Genomic DNA, 16,071 nt, shown 5'->3' with positions numbered 1-16,071 from the left:
ACGCCGCGCGGACCCGTCGATCCCGCCGCCATGGCCAAGACCGATGCACCGGTCAGCCTGGGAAGCACGTGGAACTCCGAAAGATGGCTGCTCGACCAGGACGGCGCGGCTGCCTCGCGGATGTCCATCGACTTCCGCGACGTCCCGACGGCGCTCCAGGAGGCCGCGCGCGTGGCGGTCTGGTCGGCGCTCGTCGATCCGCGAGGGTACGAGCCGCCAACGATCGCAACGGTGATGTTGAAAATGCGATGCCTCGATGAGGTGCTCGCGTGGGTGACGCGGTGCAACGCCAAACTCGCCGACGTCGACGAGGACCTTTTCGATTGTTTCGTCGATGAGCTCGACGAACTGGTCGAGAGCGGCCAACTCGTCGCGAATGGCGCGGACCGCCAGACACGGGAACCAGTCCTGAGGCGGCTGCTGCCATGGACCGTGCTGCACGATCAGGCGGCGTCGATGCGCGAGTCGGGCATCGACGCCCTCACGTTCGACCCGTTCCGAGAGAAGTCAGCCGCCACGATCGCCAAAGAGCTGAGCGGGGCGGAACTTCGGAGTGTAAGGCCACTGCCCGACGAAATCGCGGTGCCACTCGTCGATGCAGCCGCGCGGCTTGCCGGAACGGCCAGCGACGAGATCGCGTCGGCCCTTGAAGCCTATGTGGCCGTGCGCCTTCTCCGCAGCGCAAACTGGAACAAGAACAAGGATCTTGCCCCGCTTCAGTTCTCCTCGCTGGAAGACGATGTGGATCCATGGCTCGCAGTCCCCGAGCATTCAGATTTGAGGGTACGCGCACGGATCATCCTGGACGGCGTGCGGCTCGTCGTAGGTGCCCACATCATGATGATCTATGCCTGCGGCGTTCCACGGCCGGGCGAACTCATGTCCGCCGCCTCCGGCATCGATGTCGTGACCGGCCTACCGACATGCGTGGAACGAACCGCGTCCGCATCGCAGCTCTTTGATCACTACTGGATGAAGGCCGTCAGGGAAAAGCTCACGGACGACGAGCCGGAGCCGGACGAATGGCTGATCGGCTGCACTGTGGCGGGAGACGACAGACCGCCCGAGGCAGTGCAGGCAATCATCGCGATCCAGCGCATACTCGAACCGCTTCGCCGCCTCGGCGGCGAGAAGACCGCGTCCCGCCTCCTCGTCTCGCCAGGCAATGGCGTGCTCAGCGTGCGCAAACCTGAGAGCATCAGTCCCATGGGCTACGGCGTCATGCGGAACTGGATGATCAGGTTCGTGAGCAGCGCAATCGACTGGGACGCCTTGCCGGACCACGCGCGCGACGGATCCGACCTCTCGCCCTACAAGCGCGCCCGCGGCAGCAACGTCACTCCCCGCGCCTGGCGCAAGACGCTCGTTCAATTCATGCTCCGGATCGACGGGCGGATGACGCTACCCTTGGCGCGGCGGCTCCGGCACAAGGTCCACACGGTCCTGAACGAGGCCTACCAGGACACGGATCCCGGTCTTTTGGAGGAGGTCGACGACGCCATGGCGCGAACGCTCGCGCGGACCCTCGTCAGCATCTCTACGGGCGAGCGGAAGGTCGTCGGGTGGCTGGGTGAAAAGATGGAACCGCACCTGGACGAGATCAGGGCACTGACGCGCGGACTATCCGGCGAGCCCGCCATCGCTATCGTCCAGTCGTGGGCGCTCGAGCGGAAACTCGGACTGCTCGCGGCTGGGCCCGGAAAATGTGGCCTCCGCCTCATGCCACGCCACGCGCTATGCCACCAGGTCGCCGGTACCGCAGGGTGGTGGCAGACCAAACCCCACCCGAACCGGAGCGATGAGCACTGCGCGAACTGCAAATGCTGTCTCGTCGATACGGACCATCTCCGCTTCTGGACCTCACGCTACGTCGCGGCCAGGGCACAGGTTCTCACCAGCAGGCGGCTCGGCCGCGAAGGCGAGTCGTGGACGCATGCGCAGCAGGCGGAAATCGCACGAACGATGCTCATGCGGCTGGAGACGCGCATTCCCCCGGACGAGGAGATCCTTACGTGACAGACGACGCCCTACCGCAGATACTAAAGGCCGCCGGACTCGATCCCGGCATCAGGCTCAGCCCGGTCGACAGGCGGCTCTGGGCCGCCTTCGGCCGGCTCAAGGCGCGTAATCCGGAGACCCTCGTGAACGAGCGCAACCGCGAACTCCTCAGGTCGGGCCGACTTGAGTACGGGGATGCGGCGTTGGCACGCGAGGCGCCCGCGTCGCGCAATACGATCGCCGCGAACCAGGAGCGGTTGAAACCGATCCTCGACGGACTCGCCGCCATGGAGGCAGCGCGCAAGGGCGCGCGGGAGGAGTCGTGGCTGGCGGACCGGGAAGAGCGCCGGTCGATCGCGGAGAAGGACAGGATCATCGATCAGCAGGCCAGCGTCATCGCGGCGCAGCAGGTCGCCATCTTCGGGCTCGAACGCCGCATCGAGGCGGTCGAGAAGAGAAGCGTCAAACCCGACAAGCCGTCGCCGGCGCTGGGCCGCCGTCGTCAGCGCGGACGCGCCAGCGCGCTGCTGGATCGCGCCGCCACCCAAGCTCCTCAATCATGAGGAGAACCTGACGATCGACGAACCGCCCGGCGATCGCCGGCGCCAGGGCGGACACCGCGGCACCGCCTGACAGGGCGGTGACTATCGATCGCGCCGAGGCCACGCCCGCAGTCCAGCGAGTCGCATGATCGGGGCGGAACCACGTCTGGTACGCCAAGGCGTCCATTAGCAGTGACGCCCCTGCAACGCCGCCCGCCAGTTCCCGGGCGAGGGGACTGGCGAGCAGGTCCGCTCCCAGATCGATCGCGATGGGCCGTCGCCATTCGCATTCGACTCCCTCGCAGGGCTCGACGCCGTCGACGCCTGCGGAGCCCCGGATCCACACCTCCTCGGCCGGATCGGCGCGCAAGTGCACGGGCGTCGGCATCCCGTCGGCGAACACCATGCGCCGCCAGGAGTCCTCCGCCGAGGTTCCGGGCAACTCCGCCATCGCGGCGCGCAGAAGCGCCGCGCGGGCATGGCGCATGCTTCGGATTGCGGCGTCGAGGTAGATCATCGAGAAGGAATGGCCGGTGCCGACCAGCTCGCCGCGAACGTCGGTCGCGAACTCGATCGCACGTTCCAGATCCGCGGAAACGCCTCGCATCATGGCCATCCCGTGGGCGCCGGCATGTCGAAGCGCACGAGCCGAGCGCGGTACTCGATCGCCGGAACCCCGTCGGTCAGATCCGGGACGGCTCGACGAATGGCGTAGCGGCGACTGGTGATCACCGGACTATCGACCGCGTGGCTCAAGGTGCGACCCCCCATCGGCCGGAGACGCGGCGGGATGGATTTCGCTTCGCCCGGGGGCGGGGCGGGGGCTGCGGTCAGGCGCTTCTGCACCGGGTTCCCGTTCACAACCCGTCCTCCGACCAGGGCATCTCGAACGGCACGAGCGGAACCCGGATCATCAACACCGGCGACCCGTCCGCCAGGTCGGGCATGACCCGGCGGATCGTGTAGTCCCGTGCGGCGAACATCGGATGGTCGAAAATCGCACCGACCGGGCGGCCGGGCATCGCCGCGGTCAGCGTGTCCGGCAACGGTTCGGGCAGCTTCATGATGGCCGAGCGCCCGAAGACGCTCAGCATGCAGGGACCGACGCTTGCGCAGAAACCCAGCACCGAGCCATAGGGCCGCACGCCGAACCTGCCGCGGGGGTCATCGGCGTCGCGCACAACGACCCCGGGGCTGGCGAACGAGCGCGCGAATCGTTGAACCTCGCCTTTGTACGGCGTCTGGAGCCACGCCTTCGGCCGTTGGAATGAGCGGATCACTGATGGAAGGTGATCGTCCATCGGACGCCATGGCCAGTTCTCGGGTGGACGGATGCGCTCCACGGTCCGAGTGAGGGAGATGCCTTCCAGCAACGCGAGCTCCAGCAGAAGCGGCGACGTGAGCTTGACCGTTGCACGCAGATAGGTCCGCAACAGCGTCAGCCGTTCCGCCTCCGTTCGGAGAAGAAAGTCCGCGATCCGTAGCGACGTCGCGTTTCCAAGAACGTCGGCACCCCCTTCGACATCCTCGAGACGGCGGATCATGGGCGGATCGCCGTCCGCGATCACGCAGCCAGTCCCAGGTGGGCGATGATCCAGCTCATCCATTCCGGTGAACTCGCCATCACGTCGATGGGCGTTCGGTCGCCCAGGTTCGCGTTCGACGCGCGGAGCCAACCACGGATGCGCTCCTCGTCGCCGATGACCTTGATGAGCACCGGTTCGAGATCCACGATGAGCCGCATCCGGCGCTCCCCGCAGATGAGTTCGTACGACTCCACGCGGTCGACGGGGCCGTCGCGGAATCCCCCGACGAGGGCGGATCTCTCCTCCGGATCGAGGTCCCAGCGAAACACGATGGCGTCCCACCTGGCCAGAACCGCGACGAGCGGCATCTCTGCGCCGGCGGTCATTCGCCCAGACCCAGTTCGATGAACTGGCGCAACCTGCGCAGATCGGGAAGCGGGCCACCCATCACCTCCAGGGGCGAGAACCAGTACCACAGCTCCGAAGGCATGCGCAGCCACTCGCAGAGAGCGGCGTCGTCGTCGAAGCGGAGACGATGCCCGATCTCGATGATGATGCGCATGCGGCGCTCGGTATCCGCAGGCGGAAAGGGCTGATCCTCGCCGCCGGCGGGCAGCAGCATGCGGCGCTCGCGCCAATCCAGCTCCCAGTTGATCGCCAGGTCACGCCAGGCACGACGCATCGCCATGTCCTCGATGAGGGCGGCTTCCTTCCCATTGATCATATTCGATCTCCCAGTTCGCGTTGATCGCCGCCGCCGGCTGGAAATTCGCGGTCGTGAGATGACCAACGAACCGCCAACCGCTCAGCGTTCTCGATGGGAGAGCAATACGCCGCAATTAAACCTTTTAGAAGAGCAAAAATCAGGTATTGCTCATTTCTCGAGAACAAACCGATCGCCGGTGTTTTCAGATGGAAGCTTGCGTCATGATCACGGCCTCACAGCTCTACGACCACATCGCCTGTCCTCGTCGGGTGGATCTCGATGCGCACCGGAGTACGGAACTGCGCGCGGAGCTCAGTCCGTTCATCCGGATGCTCTGGCGTCGTGGCGCATCTCACGAGACCGACGTCGTCGCCCGTCTGCCGGGCGACTGCGTGTTTCTCGCGGGGCTTCCCGGCGACGAGCGGGAGAGGTTGACGATGGAGGCCATGGATGGGGGTGCTGCCCTCATCCATGGTGGGCGGATCAGTTCCGGCGACCTGCTCGGCGACCCCGATCTCCTCGTCCGTCGCGACGGCGCGTACGTCGCGGCGGACATCAAGTCGGGCAGGGGGGACGACGGCGGGGACGACGACGAGGGCGAAGGTCGCCCCAAGGCATCCTATGCCGTGCAGGTTGCGCTCTACTGCGACGTGCTGGAGCGGCTCGATCGGTCGGCGGGCCGGATCGCGGAAATCTGGGACGTGCGGGGACGACGGGTCGAATACGATCTGTCGTCCCGGCGTGGGCCAAGGACGGCATCGACGTGGTGGGACCTGTACGAGGAGACTCGCGATGCGGTTCGGTCCATCCTCGCCACTCCCGACAGCACACTCGGTGCACTCGCAGCGTCGTGCGGGCTGTGCCATTGGCGCGCGGTCTGCACGGCGGAACTGGAAGCGCTCGACGACCTGACGCTGGTTCCCGCGCTCGGACGTGCGGCCCGCGACGCGATCGCGCCGATCGTCGGACGCGTTTCGGAACTGGCCGAGCTCGACCCCGACGGCTGCATGGACGGACGCGGCACGGTCTTCCGAGGTGTAGGACAGGAACGACTGCGAACCTTCGTCGCGCGGGCGAAGTTGCTGACGACTCCGGGGGCGACCGGATATCTGAAGGCGCCGATCGCCTTGCCCGGGATCGGTCACGAGATATTCTTCGACATCGAGGCGGACCCCATGCGCGATTGCGTCTACCTGCACGGTTTCCTCCACCGCCATGACGGCGACCAGGCCACGGAGCGGTTCGTCGCGTTCACGGCGGAGGAGGCGACCGCGGACGCGGAGCGGACGGCGTTCGCCGAAGCGATGGCGCACGTCGCCGCGCATCCGAATGCGACGATCTACTATTATTCGAAGTACGAGCGGACCGCGTACCGAAAGCTGCAGCGCCGCTATCCGGACGTCTGCCCGGCCGAAGACGTGGAGGAGCTCTTCACGCAGCCGCGCTCGATCGACCTCTACTGCGACGTCGTGACCAAGGCGACCGAATGGCCCACGAGGAACCACTCGATCAAGACGCTCGCGAAGTTTCTCGGGTTCGCCTGGCGCGACACCGATCCGTCGGGGGCCGCCTCCATCGAATGGTTCGATCGATGGATCGAGACGGGAGATCGGTCCGTCCTCCAACGCATAGTCGACTACAACGAGGACGACTGCGTCGCCACGCGGGTGGTCTTGGACGGCATCAGGAACTTGCGGTGAACATTAGCGTTGGCCGGTCGCCTACCCGAATTTGTCTGTCGACGCGGAAACGTAGGGTAGGATGACGGCGACGTTCGCAGCCTCGAAGGGGCCAGAACTTGCCAAGCGTCAGCTGGCGGCAAGCACGCCCATCCTGTTCAGGACCCGCTTCGCCAATCCTGACCTCTCCGGTGGCGCGATGAATGGTCCATCGCTGCTCGCGATGATGACGGCATGGATCCGTCGTTCGATCCCGATGGCGTCGCGATAGCGAACGGCGACGCAGCCGACGCCCGGCAACCTCGCCACGACGCTTTCTCCGGTACGCAGGCCGCCGGCGACGACCTTCGCGTCGTCGTCAAATGCAACGACGACGTTGATCGCCACGCCGAGTCCGACGTTCTCGATGACGATCTCGCATCCGCCCGCGCTCCAGCCCTTCACCTTCCGGATAACCGGAATGGCCCGTTCCGCGCGCATCCTGCGGTTCGTCAGGATGAGCGTAACCCAACCGGTGAGCGCGACGGCGATCGCTATTAGCGCTGTGATGAACTGCGCGGCGGAGAGGAAATTCGGTTCAGACATGGAGGTTGAAAAATGGTTGATTCGTTTAACATCGGGTTAAATCTGACTACGGCATTGCTCATCAACTTTCTGATTTTCGCCGCCGCCGTCGTGTTCACGTTGGACGTTCAATCGGCGGCTGCGCGCATCGCTCGGGGATTGCTCAGCTTCGTACTCGTTACGCTGCTCATCTTGATCGTATTCAGCCTGCCGCATGCTTCGGTGCTCTGAGTCAGCGACGGGTAACAGGGGGATCGATGTCCCATCGTCGTCAGACCGACCAAACGCCGAACGCAAATCAGGCCTGCCGCAAGCGTCAGTAGTCGGGATCGATGCGAAGGCGGCCACGCGGATTGGGAAGCTTGCGTCTCTTACCACCAACGATCGGCTCGAACTGCGGCATGAGAGATGCGAACGCTTGGAGACGTTCGTGAATGCGGGCACGATCACCCTTGGGCATCTCGTAGCTTCCGGGATGATCCATGTACGCACGTAGCCATTCACCGAAACCACCGGACCAGGTCATCCCGGTCGCGATCACGGCATCCTCGAGCTGATCGTACACGACCAGGGCCCGCCGCCATCGGTGTTCGTCGAAGTCGAGCGCGCCATCGGCGAACCGCCGCCCGACTTCCCGACCGCGTTCCATCAGCGCCCGCGATCGTATCGGGGGCATCGTCAGGTTGAGACCGCCCTCGTCCTTCGACAGCAAAACGTGGGCGATGCGCTCGCGCTGACCGGGCATCGTGGACAGAAGCTGATCCTGCCAATCCTTCGCCGAGGCCAACACGCTGGCGGCATAGTCCGCAACGCCGCCGATGGGATTGATCGGCAATCCCACGCCTTGTCCGGCAGCGTCCGGAATGAACACCCGCTCTTCGCCCAGAGGACCGTTGGGCAGACGATCCAGCGAAAGGGCGAAGGTCGGACGCTCGGGGAGCAGGGCGTCGAACAGGTGGATCGGAAAATTGCTGCTGATGCCACCGTCAGCCACCAATATCCTCGTCCGCTGAGGAACGCGTTCAGCCCCCGTCGCTCTGGCCAACGTCGCGGTGGCGAAGTCGAGAACGTGGAGCGGGATGGCGGTGAACAGAACAGGGAAGCTCAGGCTCATTCGAGCCGCCACCACCACCGGCAGATCGGCGGGGTTCGGGACGGACAGGAGGTCGTCGAAATGCTTTGCGGCCTCGGACGTGGAAACGATGTGATCGATCACATCGCGCGGGAACAGTTCCCTCCACTCCTCGATGTCGATCCCGGCTTCCAAACCGAGTCTGGGAAGCGTGTGAGGCCGCTGCATGGAGAGGTTCGTGGTGATCATGCGGAGGTTGACGATAGGGTTGGCCGGATCCGCGCCGGCGAGATCGCCGAAAGTCAGCGGCTTCCGCCGCGGGTCCTGTCCGAACGCTATGAACTGAAGCGCCTCGTGCATCCAATCGGTGATGGCCGGCCCATTCCCGTGCGGTTCGGAAAGTCCCGTGCAAAGGCCGAAGCCACTCCTTGGGAAATCCACCAGAACGAGACGCGTCGCCCGCACGACGAGGAACAACAGGAGACCCGCGAATGCGCCGAGCACAATGCCGGACGTCGCGCCGTCGAAAGACCACATCGCCAGGGCCCCTAGCGCAGCGCCGAACAACGAGCCGAACGGGAAGACGAGGGGAAGCGCCCAGATGATCGACGACCGCCCCCACCGCTGCGATCGGAGGAAATGCGCCATCAGGGGCGCGAAGCGGGGCCGAGGCTGAAAAAGATGGACGAGGCGTTCGGGTAGCTCCTCGCATCTCTGCTGAAGCCGTACGAACCCGGCAGGGTCCTCGCGGACCGATCTGGAGTATTCGGCGGCGGCGGCAAACGCCGCGGCGATCGCGCCAGCCGAGGTGCCGCCGATGGATCGGAAGCGGTAGCGGCGGGCGAGTTCGATGATCGCATAGGGATAGACGACCCCAGACGTGATCCCGCCCTTCATCACCACGTCGCAGTCCATCGCCGCCCCGGCGAACGCCTCGCCGTCCGGAAGCTTCGGCTCCGGCTCCGGCGCCGCGCTGGTGTCGGAGTCCGGTCTCAGCGTCATTTCGATCCCGTCCCGGACCTCGAAAACGATGCCCAGTCCAGCGCCCCGATTCCGCCCAACCGGTCGTGGAGATCCTCCACCACGTCCACGACGTTCCTGGCGAACGCGCCGCTTCCCAGCGACTGCCAGACTGCAATCGTGTCATCGTGCTCGAAACCGAACCGCTGCCGGCTCGTGTAGGTCCACCAGAACCACCATTCCAGGTAGCTAGTCTGTGACGGCAACCCCGCTGCGGCGAGTTCGCGACGGAGGCGCGCGTAGATTCTACCGGTCGCCATCGTGTCCAGGCGCGGACGCAAGCCAACGTAGGGCAGGCGGAGGTTGGCCTTGTCGAACGCGATGGAGAACTTGAACGGAAGCGCTTCGTCCAATTCGAGATCGATGTATTCCTTTCGCGGCAGGTCGATCCGAGTCGCGGCTGCTCCGTGCATGATGCGGAACCTCGTCGGTGCGAGTTCACGATGAAGATCACGAACGAACCTGTCCGACAGTGACGCCAGCAGATGGTCCGTCGAAGCCAGGAGCTCCAACGCCGCATCGCGCTGCAGATCATCGTCCAGGATGGATCCCACCACGATCCGCTGCCGTTCCATGTCCATGCCTCCCGAAAGCCAACGTTGCAGAGAGCTTCTCAGATCGTCGATCAGGCTAGTCACGTATGAGGCTTCGGACAATCCGGCGCATTCGGCGAGCCAGAGTTGAACATCCGCATAGTCGACGTTGACCAGGGAGCCGTCTCGGAGCGCCTCCCGCATGCCAGCCTCCTTCATCTGATCAGCAGGAAGATCGCCTTCCCAACCCTTCAGGACCACCAGTGTGGCGTTTGACGGAGATCGACGGCGCAGCTGATCCAGATAGTCCGCAAGCTGCCGATTCTGAAAACCCGCTACCGGTTTGTTCTCGATGCCCAGCGACCAGTCGTCGTCGAGGACGCAGACGTCGATCCGGCGACGTATCCGGTCGATCAGGTTGGTTGGAACCTCGAGTTCGACTCGCAGCCGTCGATGCGGCGGCCTGGCGATCCGGTGCCGGTCGCAGAAGGCGTGCAGAAAACGGGCTCCCTGCGCATGGGAGCCATCGGGGGCCAGTAGCCACGCGATCAGACGAGATACTAGAAGCTCGTCCAGCCCGGTGAAACTGAATACGCTGCATGTCGGTGCCATGGTAGGAGATGGCGACAGTCGCAGGTCGTCGAAGTGAGCCAGGCGTCCGCGTACGCCGTCGAGGAGGGCGACGAGGGGATCGGTCAAAAGCCAACCCTGTCAGGATTGGTCGCCATATCCGCGAACGGTGGTTTCACCACGCCTCCTTGCATGCCGCGTTTATGCGAAGCGTAACCGTTCCGGACGTTGGTCCAACACTCCGAGCCGGTTGCCGCGTCATGGTTGCGTCTACGGCCGCTAACAACATCGGGTCCTTTGATGAAGTCGCAGCGTCTGCACGTTACTCGCCGTGATCGTGGTCCCCCAATCCTCGTTTCCGCATTCGGTGATGACGATCGAGGCGACCCGGATCTTTAGGAAAGGAGCGATGGAACGTTCCTAACCGTCATCCAGTCGAGAAGGTCGTCAGTTTTGCTGGGCACGAGGCACAAATGACCCTGCTACTTAGTTGCGCGACGAACGATAGGGGGCCTCGGTAACATCGTCTAGACGATCCAGTTCCGATCGAAACGGGCGTGCACACGCTCGATATCCACGGCATGACGAGCTGGGCTCGCATCAGCGTACGCAATATCGAAAGGAATAAGCATGACGGCCGTCTTCGCATTCGTTCAGAACGACGTCATCTTCCTGGCGAGCGACACGCGGCGCGGATCGACGTACCCTTTGACGGTGCAGAAAATCCACTCATGGAGTGATGAGGTGATTCTCGGTCAGGCGGGCAACGGCGCTCACCAAAGCGGCCTGATCGCCGATCTTCGCAACAGGCGCGGCCACGCCGCTCACGCGACGGAGCAGGCACTTTACGCATTGTATAGGACGCACCGTCCGTTGCATTTATCCCAAGTAACGCCGCCAGCGGGCACGAACGGTACCATCCTCGTCGCGGAAACGACCACAGGTTCGAACGGCACCCTTTGGGCCTATGATTTCCACACCGGCAATCGATCATCGGTCAACGGGCCCATCGCCGCGATCGGAACAAATCCCGCCGTACTGACCCAACTTGCTCAGAACCACGCAAATCGATTGCAAGGTCAGGGGTCCCTCGCCGCCGACGAATGGGCTCAAATGTGCGTCGAGGACGCGATACGACAGTTCCCGGCTGACGTTGGTTGGCCGTGCGACCTGCTGATCGCAAGGCCATCGCCCCTTGGTGGGCGCATCATCGTGGAACGCCGCATCGACGCGACGTCGAAAACCGGGTTGCCCGAGTTTCAAATCTAGCGGTTTCGTCGCCAGCTCCGTCGCGCTACCGGGTTCGCGTGCGATGGCGGTCCAAGGCCGCGAACACCGGCTTCCGAGACCCGCGCAAGAGCCGTTCAACGGCCAGGCCATCGATGGAGCGTCTACGGCATCTGGAGCCTTAAACCCGTTCGGTCGCAAGGCCGAGAAGTGACCGACCTCCTCGAAGACAAATGGCTCAGGCCTCCGAAATTGGCTTTAGCGCGTTCAATTAACGGCATGCTGACGAGCCTACGCCACCGTCGCTTCAAGCGGCGTTAGCTTCTCTCTATTGGTCCGAAATGGGTCAAACACTTCCCGCTGAAGGATTGCGATGTAGGATGACGTCGAGGCGAATCGGTGTCGTTCCGGTCGGATGAATTAACAAAGGCGGGCAACATGGGCATCAAGCCGACACAGCATGGGATCAAGGTTCTGTTCGAGCAGAACCACAGCTTTCGCGTGCCGAAGTATCAGCGCGGCTACGCATGGGAAGACCCGGCCGTAACCGATTTTCTTTCCGATATCGCACGGTGTCTGAAGGCCCGCGAAGCGGGAAGCCGCAGCAGCCATTTCTTCGGTGGCATCGTGGCGGTGAAGACCGACGTGCCGGACTCAAACCGGACCCAGTACGAGGTGATCGACGGGCAGCAGCGGCTGGCGTCCTTCGTGTTGCTGGCCGCCCGCCTCAGTCAGAAGATCGCGAAGGTCATCGACGGCGCGTCCGCCGACGACGAGCAAGGCGAGGCGGACGTGCTAGCGAGCAAGTTCCTCAGCGAAACGTTGAAGCATCTCCAGCGGCTGTACCTTTCGTACCGCGACAACTTCGGCATGAGCTACATAGACGTGCCCAAGCTGGTGCTGTCGGAAGCCGACGGGAGCTTTTTCCAGGCTTTGCTGGACGGAGAGCCGTTGGATAGCGAACGGGCATCGCACGAGAGGCTCGAAACGGCCTGGACCCTGATGGGCGCCTTCGTCGACGACACCATCTTCGAGGGCGGAGATACGGCTGGAGCAGAAAGGGTCAGGATACTCGTCAACGAGGTTCTCGAGTTCGATTGCAGCGTCATCTTCATGGCGGCAGACAGCAAACGGGAAGCTTATCAGATATTTCAGGTACTCAACGACCGGGGCGTGCAACTGACCGACGGAGATCTCCTTCGCGCCCGCACCATGGAACTGCTCGATATTCCATCGCTGCTCGCCACGCAGGACAAGGTGGCGAAACGCTGGGATGAGGTTCTGCGGTTCGAACCGGGCGACGTGGACGACTACCTGCGGTGGTATTTTTCAAGCCACGAAGGAAAGCGTCCGTCCTCCTCGGCTCTCGCCGACGATTTCATGCGCGTACGCTTCAAGTTGCAGGACGATCAGGCAATGACCGGTGTCCAAGCCACTGCCGTACTCAAGGAGATGAAGGGGATGAGCGAAGCATTCGCGATGCTTCAAACGATTGGCGACGGCGAATGGCCGATGAAGTCGGATGTCAAGGTAACTCAATGGGACCGCGATCGTCTTGGAATGCTGGTCACTCAACTGCGCCAAACCAACGCCATGCCGCTCCTGCTCGCGCTTACGAAACTGACGCCTCCCCGCTTTGCCGAAGCGGTCTCCATGATCGAACGGTTCGTCTTCCGCTACAAGACGATCGGGAACGCACATATCAGTCCGATGACGGAGATCTATCATCGGAACGCGAAAGCCATCCGCGACGCGCCGACGACCTACAAGCTGAAGACCCTTCGAGACCAGCTGACGGAGCTTCTCAACAAGAACATGCCGGAATCACTCTTCCGCGCGAAGCTGAAGGAGACGCAATACACCACCCGAGGCGGCAACTCGTCGATCCGCTACATGCTTCTTGCGCTGGAGGACTACCGGGAATGGGTCGACGACGGAGCCGCCGGCGTTCCGAAATGCAAGGACAAGACGAACGTCGTCGATTTCGGCAACGCGACCATCGAACACATTTATCCAAGGTCGGCGAAGGCGGGGGAGAAGATAGCGACGCTCGAACCGCTGAAAGACACCTTGGGCAATCTGACGATCTTTTCACCTTTCGAGCAGAGCAAGGCGGCCAACAAGACGTTCACCGAAAAGCTCGCCACGCTGAAGAAATCGAAGATCAGGATGAACCGCGATATCGGCGCGCTGACCGAATGGAACGCGGCGGCCGCGAAAGCGCGTACCGCCGCGATGATCGATCTCGCCGTGAAGGTCTTCGTTCCATGACGCAGTCGCGAAAAACTTCGGGCGCTGCCCCTTCACAGTGGATCGTCCGTCGATCCCCGACGCGATTCGATAGCAGGCGAGAACGTCAAACATGAAATACCGTCGATCCGTCGTGACGTTCGTCGACATTCTCGGCTTTGCCGACCTGGTCCACGAAACGACGGCCGCCGAGGTGGACGAAATATTGGACGCCATAGCTCAGACAGCGGGTCTTCCCTTGGATGCCGAAAGTAGCGGGACGACCGCGCTACAGTTCTCCGACAGCGTCATCAGGGCACGTGAACTCGGATCGGACTCGATCTATGACGCTCTGCTCGAGGAGATACAGGAACTGGCAACAGCCCAGTGGATGCTTCTTCAGGTCGGGGTGCTCGTCCGTGGCGGCACCACCGTCGGCGATGTGTCGATGACCAACGGCCGAGCATTCGGTCCGGCCTTCGTCAGGGCATATCGCCTCGAGTCCACATTGGCGGGTTCACCCCGCATCGTCATAGATCCATCCGTCATCGCCGATCTGCGTTCGCACGTACGGTCTCGACCCGTCTCCCAGCGCAGAGCATTGATCGCGGACTTGCGCGACCACGTCAGGCACGGGGACGACGGTGTGTGGTTCATCGACTTCCTGAACAGCGCACGGGTCGTCAACGGCTCGGAGGTCGTCGAAAAGGCGCTGGGCGGAATTCGCGAGTTCGTCGTCGCGGAAGCTCGCAAATTCACTTCGAATCCGTCGGTTCTGCCGAAGTACCTCTGGCTCGTTCGCTACCACAATCAGTTCGTCCGACGTTCGTTTCGAACCAGGCCGGAGCTGCGGGTCAAGACGAACGAGGTGCCGGCTTCCGACGAATTCCTGAAACCAAGGCTGTTGCAGCCCCGTCTTCGATCAACGAGCGGCGCGACTTGAGACTCTGCCGATCATCATTTCGCCGCACGACGCACGACGCGGTGACCGATGATATCGACGCCGGTTTCATCGAGTAGGGTTTGCCAGCCCATCAGGTTGCCGATCCGGGCCGTGTCGCCGAAAAGACCGGCCTTCTCCTCGGCCCGCGTCAGCCGCTCGAAACGGGAACGCAGCGGATGCGTCGATCCGACGAAGGTCTCCTTGCGATGCAGTATCGGGGGGTTGGTGGACTTTGCGTAGTGGCGTGTCCGCACCTTGAACGTCTGCAAGTGCATCGACACGGATTCCGTGAGCGGGGGATGAGCCAGGCGTTCGAACCCCGGATAGCACAGGTAGGACAGTTTGGGTTCGTCGCGTCGGAGTTTGACGAGCGTGGCGCCATCGACCGAACCGAGAACGGCCCGACCGCAGCCCTCGTACAGCCGCAGCAGCACCGGCAGCTCCGCGACGGCGTCGACATGGACGTAGAGCGCGGTGGGCAGGAGCTTGCCGATGTGCGCCGCCGCAACGGCCGCGGCGAGGCGTTCGGGTTGGCCGAGCGAAAAGAGAAGCTCGTCGGCCGCATCGCAGGCCCCAGCGTAGTTGCGGAAGAACGCTTTCACATCACGTTGCATGTCCAACGGCAGTTCGCCCAGCCGCGGCCGGCCGTCGAACTTCGCGAGTGCTAGATACACCAGGAGATCTTCGGCCCGCGCCTTTCGGACTTCCTCCCATCCAGCCGGATCGCTGACGGCGACGAGAAGACGGTAGGCCCGATTGACGCTTCCGAGCGCTGCCGCGAGGTAGTCATGACAAGGCAGTTCGTCCGACGCCGGCAACCTCCCTCGCTCGATCAGAAACGCGGCAAGCCCATCGAGAAGGTCGCGGTGCTGTACGCTCAGTCTCTCGGAGACCCGGATGTGCGGACCCGAACTCGACCGGCGGAACCGTCGCGCGAGGAAGCCAGCGCGAGCGTCGTCCCGTCGGAACACGTAGAACACGCCGGGGGCCGCGGCGACGCTCTGCACGTCGAGCACCTCGTCGATCCACGCCTTCAATTCGGCTTGCTCGAAGAACTTCTGGAACGTGCCGAGGCGCGTGACCACGCCGTCCTCCAGGGTCGCGGCAGGGCGTTCCGGACGCTCATCCACCAGGCGTGCCGAAACAACGAGTACTTCCTCGGCAAGAGCCCAGGCGAGCCTGAGCGTGTCTCGCCGTTCGTCGATCCGCTCGATGACGTTCACGACGTATCCAAGATTGACTACGGAGGAACGCCGACGCGGTCCGTCGGGTGCATGCACCGGATCCCATCCCACGCTGTCGATGCCGGCATCGTCGAGACGCCGGACGTCGCCGCCGCGTCCGCAACCGTAGTCCTGGAAGGTCCGGTCATCACCTAGCAGTCCGTCGGCCATCGTGATCCTCAGGGGGCGCGACAGGTCGTTCCTGATGAGGGCCGTGCGGTGGCGGGCGATGTCCACGC

At 63.5% G+C, this 16,071-nt stretch carries 15 protein-coding genes and 1 pseudogene; 8 read left to right on the top strand and 8 right to left on the bottom strand.

Annotated features, from left to right (window positions below; genetic code table 11):
• Window positions 1–30 precede the first annotated feature (30 nt).
• Window positions 31–2,016 carry a hypothetical protein gene (locus U1708_RS08050; protein ID WP_332744462.1) on the top strand — a complete coding sequence of 662 codons (1,986 nt, stop codon included), beginning with the start codon at window positions 31–33 and terminating at the stop codon, window positions 2,014–2,016.
• Entirely contained in the window at window positions 2,013–2,561 is a 549-nt protein-coding gene (locus U1708_RS08045) for a hypothetical protein (RefSeq protein WP_332744460.1), read from the top strand. Before U1708_RS08050 ends, U1708_RS08045 begins: the two co-directional genes overlap by 4 nt.
• On the opposite strand, the gene U1708_RS08040 is transcribed toward U1708_RS08045, so the two are convergent.
• From U1708_RS08040 to U1708_RS08025, 4 genes are all read right to left on the bottom strand, one after another.
• Window positions 2,461–3,156 (bottom strand): hypothetical protein, encoded by a 696-nt coding sequence (locus U1708_RS08040; protein WP_332744458.1) that lies wholly within the window; start codon window positions 3,154–3,156, stop codon window positions 2,461–2,463. The genes U1708_RS08045 and U1708_RS08040 overlap by 101 nt on opposite strands.
• A 241-nt stretch (window positions 3,157–3,397) precedes the next feature.
• Window positions 3,398–4,108: a hypothetical protein gene (locus tag U1708_RS08035; RefSeq protein WP_332744456.1), complete on the bottom strand. Its 711-nt coding sequence runs from the start codon at window positions 4,106–4,108 to the stop codon at window positions 3,398–3,400.
• Entirely contained in the window at window positions 4,105–4,452 is a 348-nt protein-coding gene (locus U1708_RS08030; RefSeq protein WP_332744454.1) for an antitoxin Xre/MbcA/ParS toxin-binding domain-containing protein, read from the bottom strand. The genes U1708_RS08035 and U1708_RS08030 overlap by 4 nt, the downstream gene beginning before the upstream one ends.
• Complete coding sequence (locus tag U1708_RS08025) at window positions 4,449–4,790, bottom strand: hypothetical protein (protein ID WP_332744452.1); 342 nt, start codon at window positions 4,788–4,790, stop codon at window positions 4,449–4,451. Before U1708_RS08025 ends, U1708_RS08030 begins: the two co-directional genes overlap by 4 nt.
• Before the next feature lie 203 nt (window positions 4,791–4,993).
• On the opposite strand from U1708_RS08025, the gene U1708_RS08020 reads away from it, so the two are divergent.
• A complete protein-coding gene (locus U1708_RS08020; protein ID WP_332744451.1) occupies window positions 4,994–6,472 on the top strand; it encodes a TM0106 family RecB-like putative nuclease in 1,479 nt (492 codons plus the stop codon).
• A 61-nt stretch (window positions 6,473–6,533) separates the two neighbouring features.
• On the top strand, window positions 6,534–6,722 hold the full coding sequence (locus U1708_RS20715; protein WP_443029999.1) for a GlyGly-CTERM sorting domain-containing protein: 189 nt from the start codon (window positions 6,534–6,536) through the stop codon (window positions 6,720–6,722).
• An 80-nt stretch (window positions 6,723–6,802) separates the two neighbouring features.
• Here the strand turns inward: U1708_RS20715 and U1708_RS20845 are convergent.
• A pseudogene (locus U1708_RS20845) lies at window positions 6,803–7,036 on the bottom strand (DUF8453 domain-containing protein); the annotation flags it as partial.
• Window positions 7,037–7,048: 12 nt separating this feature from the next.
• Between U1708_RS20845 and U1708_RS08010 the strand changes: the two are divergent.
• Window positions 7,049–7,246 carry a hypothetical protein gene (locus tag U1708_RS08010; protein ID WP_332744448.1) on the top strand — a complete coding sequence of 66 codons (198 nt, stop codon included), beginning with the start codon at window positions 7,049–7,051 and terminating at the stop codon, window positions 7,244–7,246.
• An 85-nt stretch (window positions 7,247–7,331) separates the two neighbouring features.
• On the opposite strand, the gene U1708_RS08005 is transcribed toward U1708_RS08010, so the two are convergent.
• Complete coding sequence (locus U1708_RS08005) at window positions 7,332–9,089, bottom strand: patatin-like phospholipase domain-containing protein (RefSeq protein WP_332744446.1); 1,758 nt, start codon at window positions 9,087–9,089, stop codon at window positions 7,332–7,334.
• Window positions 9,086–10,339, bottom strand: a complete 1,254-nt coding sequence (locus U1708_RS08000; protein ID WP_332744444.1) for a PD-(D/E)XK nuclease family protein — start codon at window positions 10,337–10,339, stop codon at window positions 9,086–9,088. The genes U1708_RS08005 and U1708_RS08000 overlap by 4 nt, the downstream gene beginning before the upstream one ends.
• Before the next feature lie 501 nt (window positions 10,340–10,840).
• On the opposite strand from U1708_RS08000, the gene U1708_RS07995 reads away from it, so the two are divergent.
• The 3 genes from U1708_RS07995 (at window position 10,841) to U1708_RS07985 (ending at window position 14,609) form a co-directional block, all read left to right on the top strand.
• On the top strand, window positions 10,841–11,479 hold the full coding sequence (locus U1708_RS07995; RefSeq protein ID WP_332744443.1) for a hypothetical protein: 639 nt from the start codon (window positions 10,841–10,843) through the stop codon (window positions 11,477–11,479).
• Between the two features lie 396 nt (window positions 11,480–11,875).
• Window positions 11,876–13,708 (top strand): DUF262 domain-containing protein, encoded by a 1,833-nt coding sequence (locus tag U1708_RS07990; protein WP_332744441.1) that lies wholly within the window; start codon window positions 11,876–11,878, stop codon window positions 13,706–13,708.
• Window positions 13,709–13,820: 112 nt separating this feature from the next.
• A complete protein-coding gene (locus tag U1708_RS07985; protein ID WP_332744439.1) occupies window positions 13,821–14,609 on the top strand; it encodes a hypothetical protein in 789 nt (262 codons plus the stop codon).
• Window positions 14,610–14,623: 14 nt separating this feature from the next.
• Here U1708_RS07985 and U1708_RS07980 read toward each other — a convergent pair whose 3' ends face one another.
• Complete coding sequence (locus tag U1708_RS07980) at window positions 14,624–16,069, bottom strand: DNA phosphorothioation-associated putative methyltransferase (RefSeq protein WP_332744437.1); 1,446 nt, start codon at window positions 16,067–16,069, stop codon at window positions 14,624–14,626.
• Window positions 16,070–16,071 lie beyond the last annotated feature (2 nt).

The organism is Sphingomonas arabinosi, assembly GCF_036663715.1.
Classification (GTDB): domain Bacteria; phylum Pseudomonadota; class Alphaproteobacteria; order Sphingomonadales; family Sphingomonadaceae; genus Sphingomonas.
Note: the sequence above shows the minus strand (reverse complement) of the source record. Positions and strands in the feature narration are given on the sequence as shown.

Excerpts from the sequence above, each read along its gene's own strand:
- U1708_RS08025 (WP_332744452.1), bottom strand. The coding sequence starts at position 4,790 with ATGATCAATGGGAAGGAAGCCGCCCTCATCGAGGACATGGCGATGCGT.
- U1708_RS08040 (WP_332744458.1), bottom strand. The coding sequence starts at position 3,156 with ATGGCCATGATGCGAGGCGTTTCCGCGGATCTGGAACGTGCGATCGAG.
- U1708_RS08020 (WP_332744451.1), top strand. The coding sequence starts at position 4,994 with ATGATCACGGCCTCACAGCTCTACGACCACATCGCCTGTCCTCGTCGG.
- U1708_RS20715 (WP_443029999.1), top strand. The coding sequence starts at position 6,534 with ATGACGGCGACGTTCGCAGCCTCGAAGGGGCCAGAACTTGCCAAGCGT.
- U1708_RS08050 (WP_332744462.1), top strand. The coding sequence starts at position 31 with ATGGCCAAGACCGATGCACCGGTCAGCCTGGGAAGCACGTGGAACTCC.
- U1708_RS08010 (WP_332744448.1), top strand. The coding sequence starts at position 7,049 with ATGGTTGATTCGTTTAACATCGGGTTAAATCTGACTACGGCATTGCTC.
- U1708_RS07990 (WP_332744441.1), top strand. The coding sequence starts at position 11,876 with ATGGGCATCAAGCCGACACAGCATGGGATCAAGGTTCTGTTCGAGCAG.
- U1708_RS08005 (WP_332744446.1), bottom strand. The coding sequence starts at position 9,089 with ATGACGCTGAGACCGGACTCCGACACCAGCGCGGCGCCGGAGCCGGAG.
- U1708_RS07995 (WP_332744443.1), top strand. The coding sequence starts at position 10,841 with ATGACGGCCGTCTTCGCATTCGTTCAGAACGACGTCATCTTCCTGGCG.
- U1708_RS08030 (WP_332744454.1), bottom strand. The coding sequence starts at position 4,452 with ATGACCGCCGGCGCAGAGATGCCGCTCGTCGCGGTTCTGGCCAGGTGG.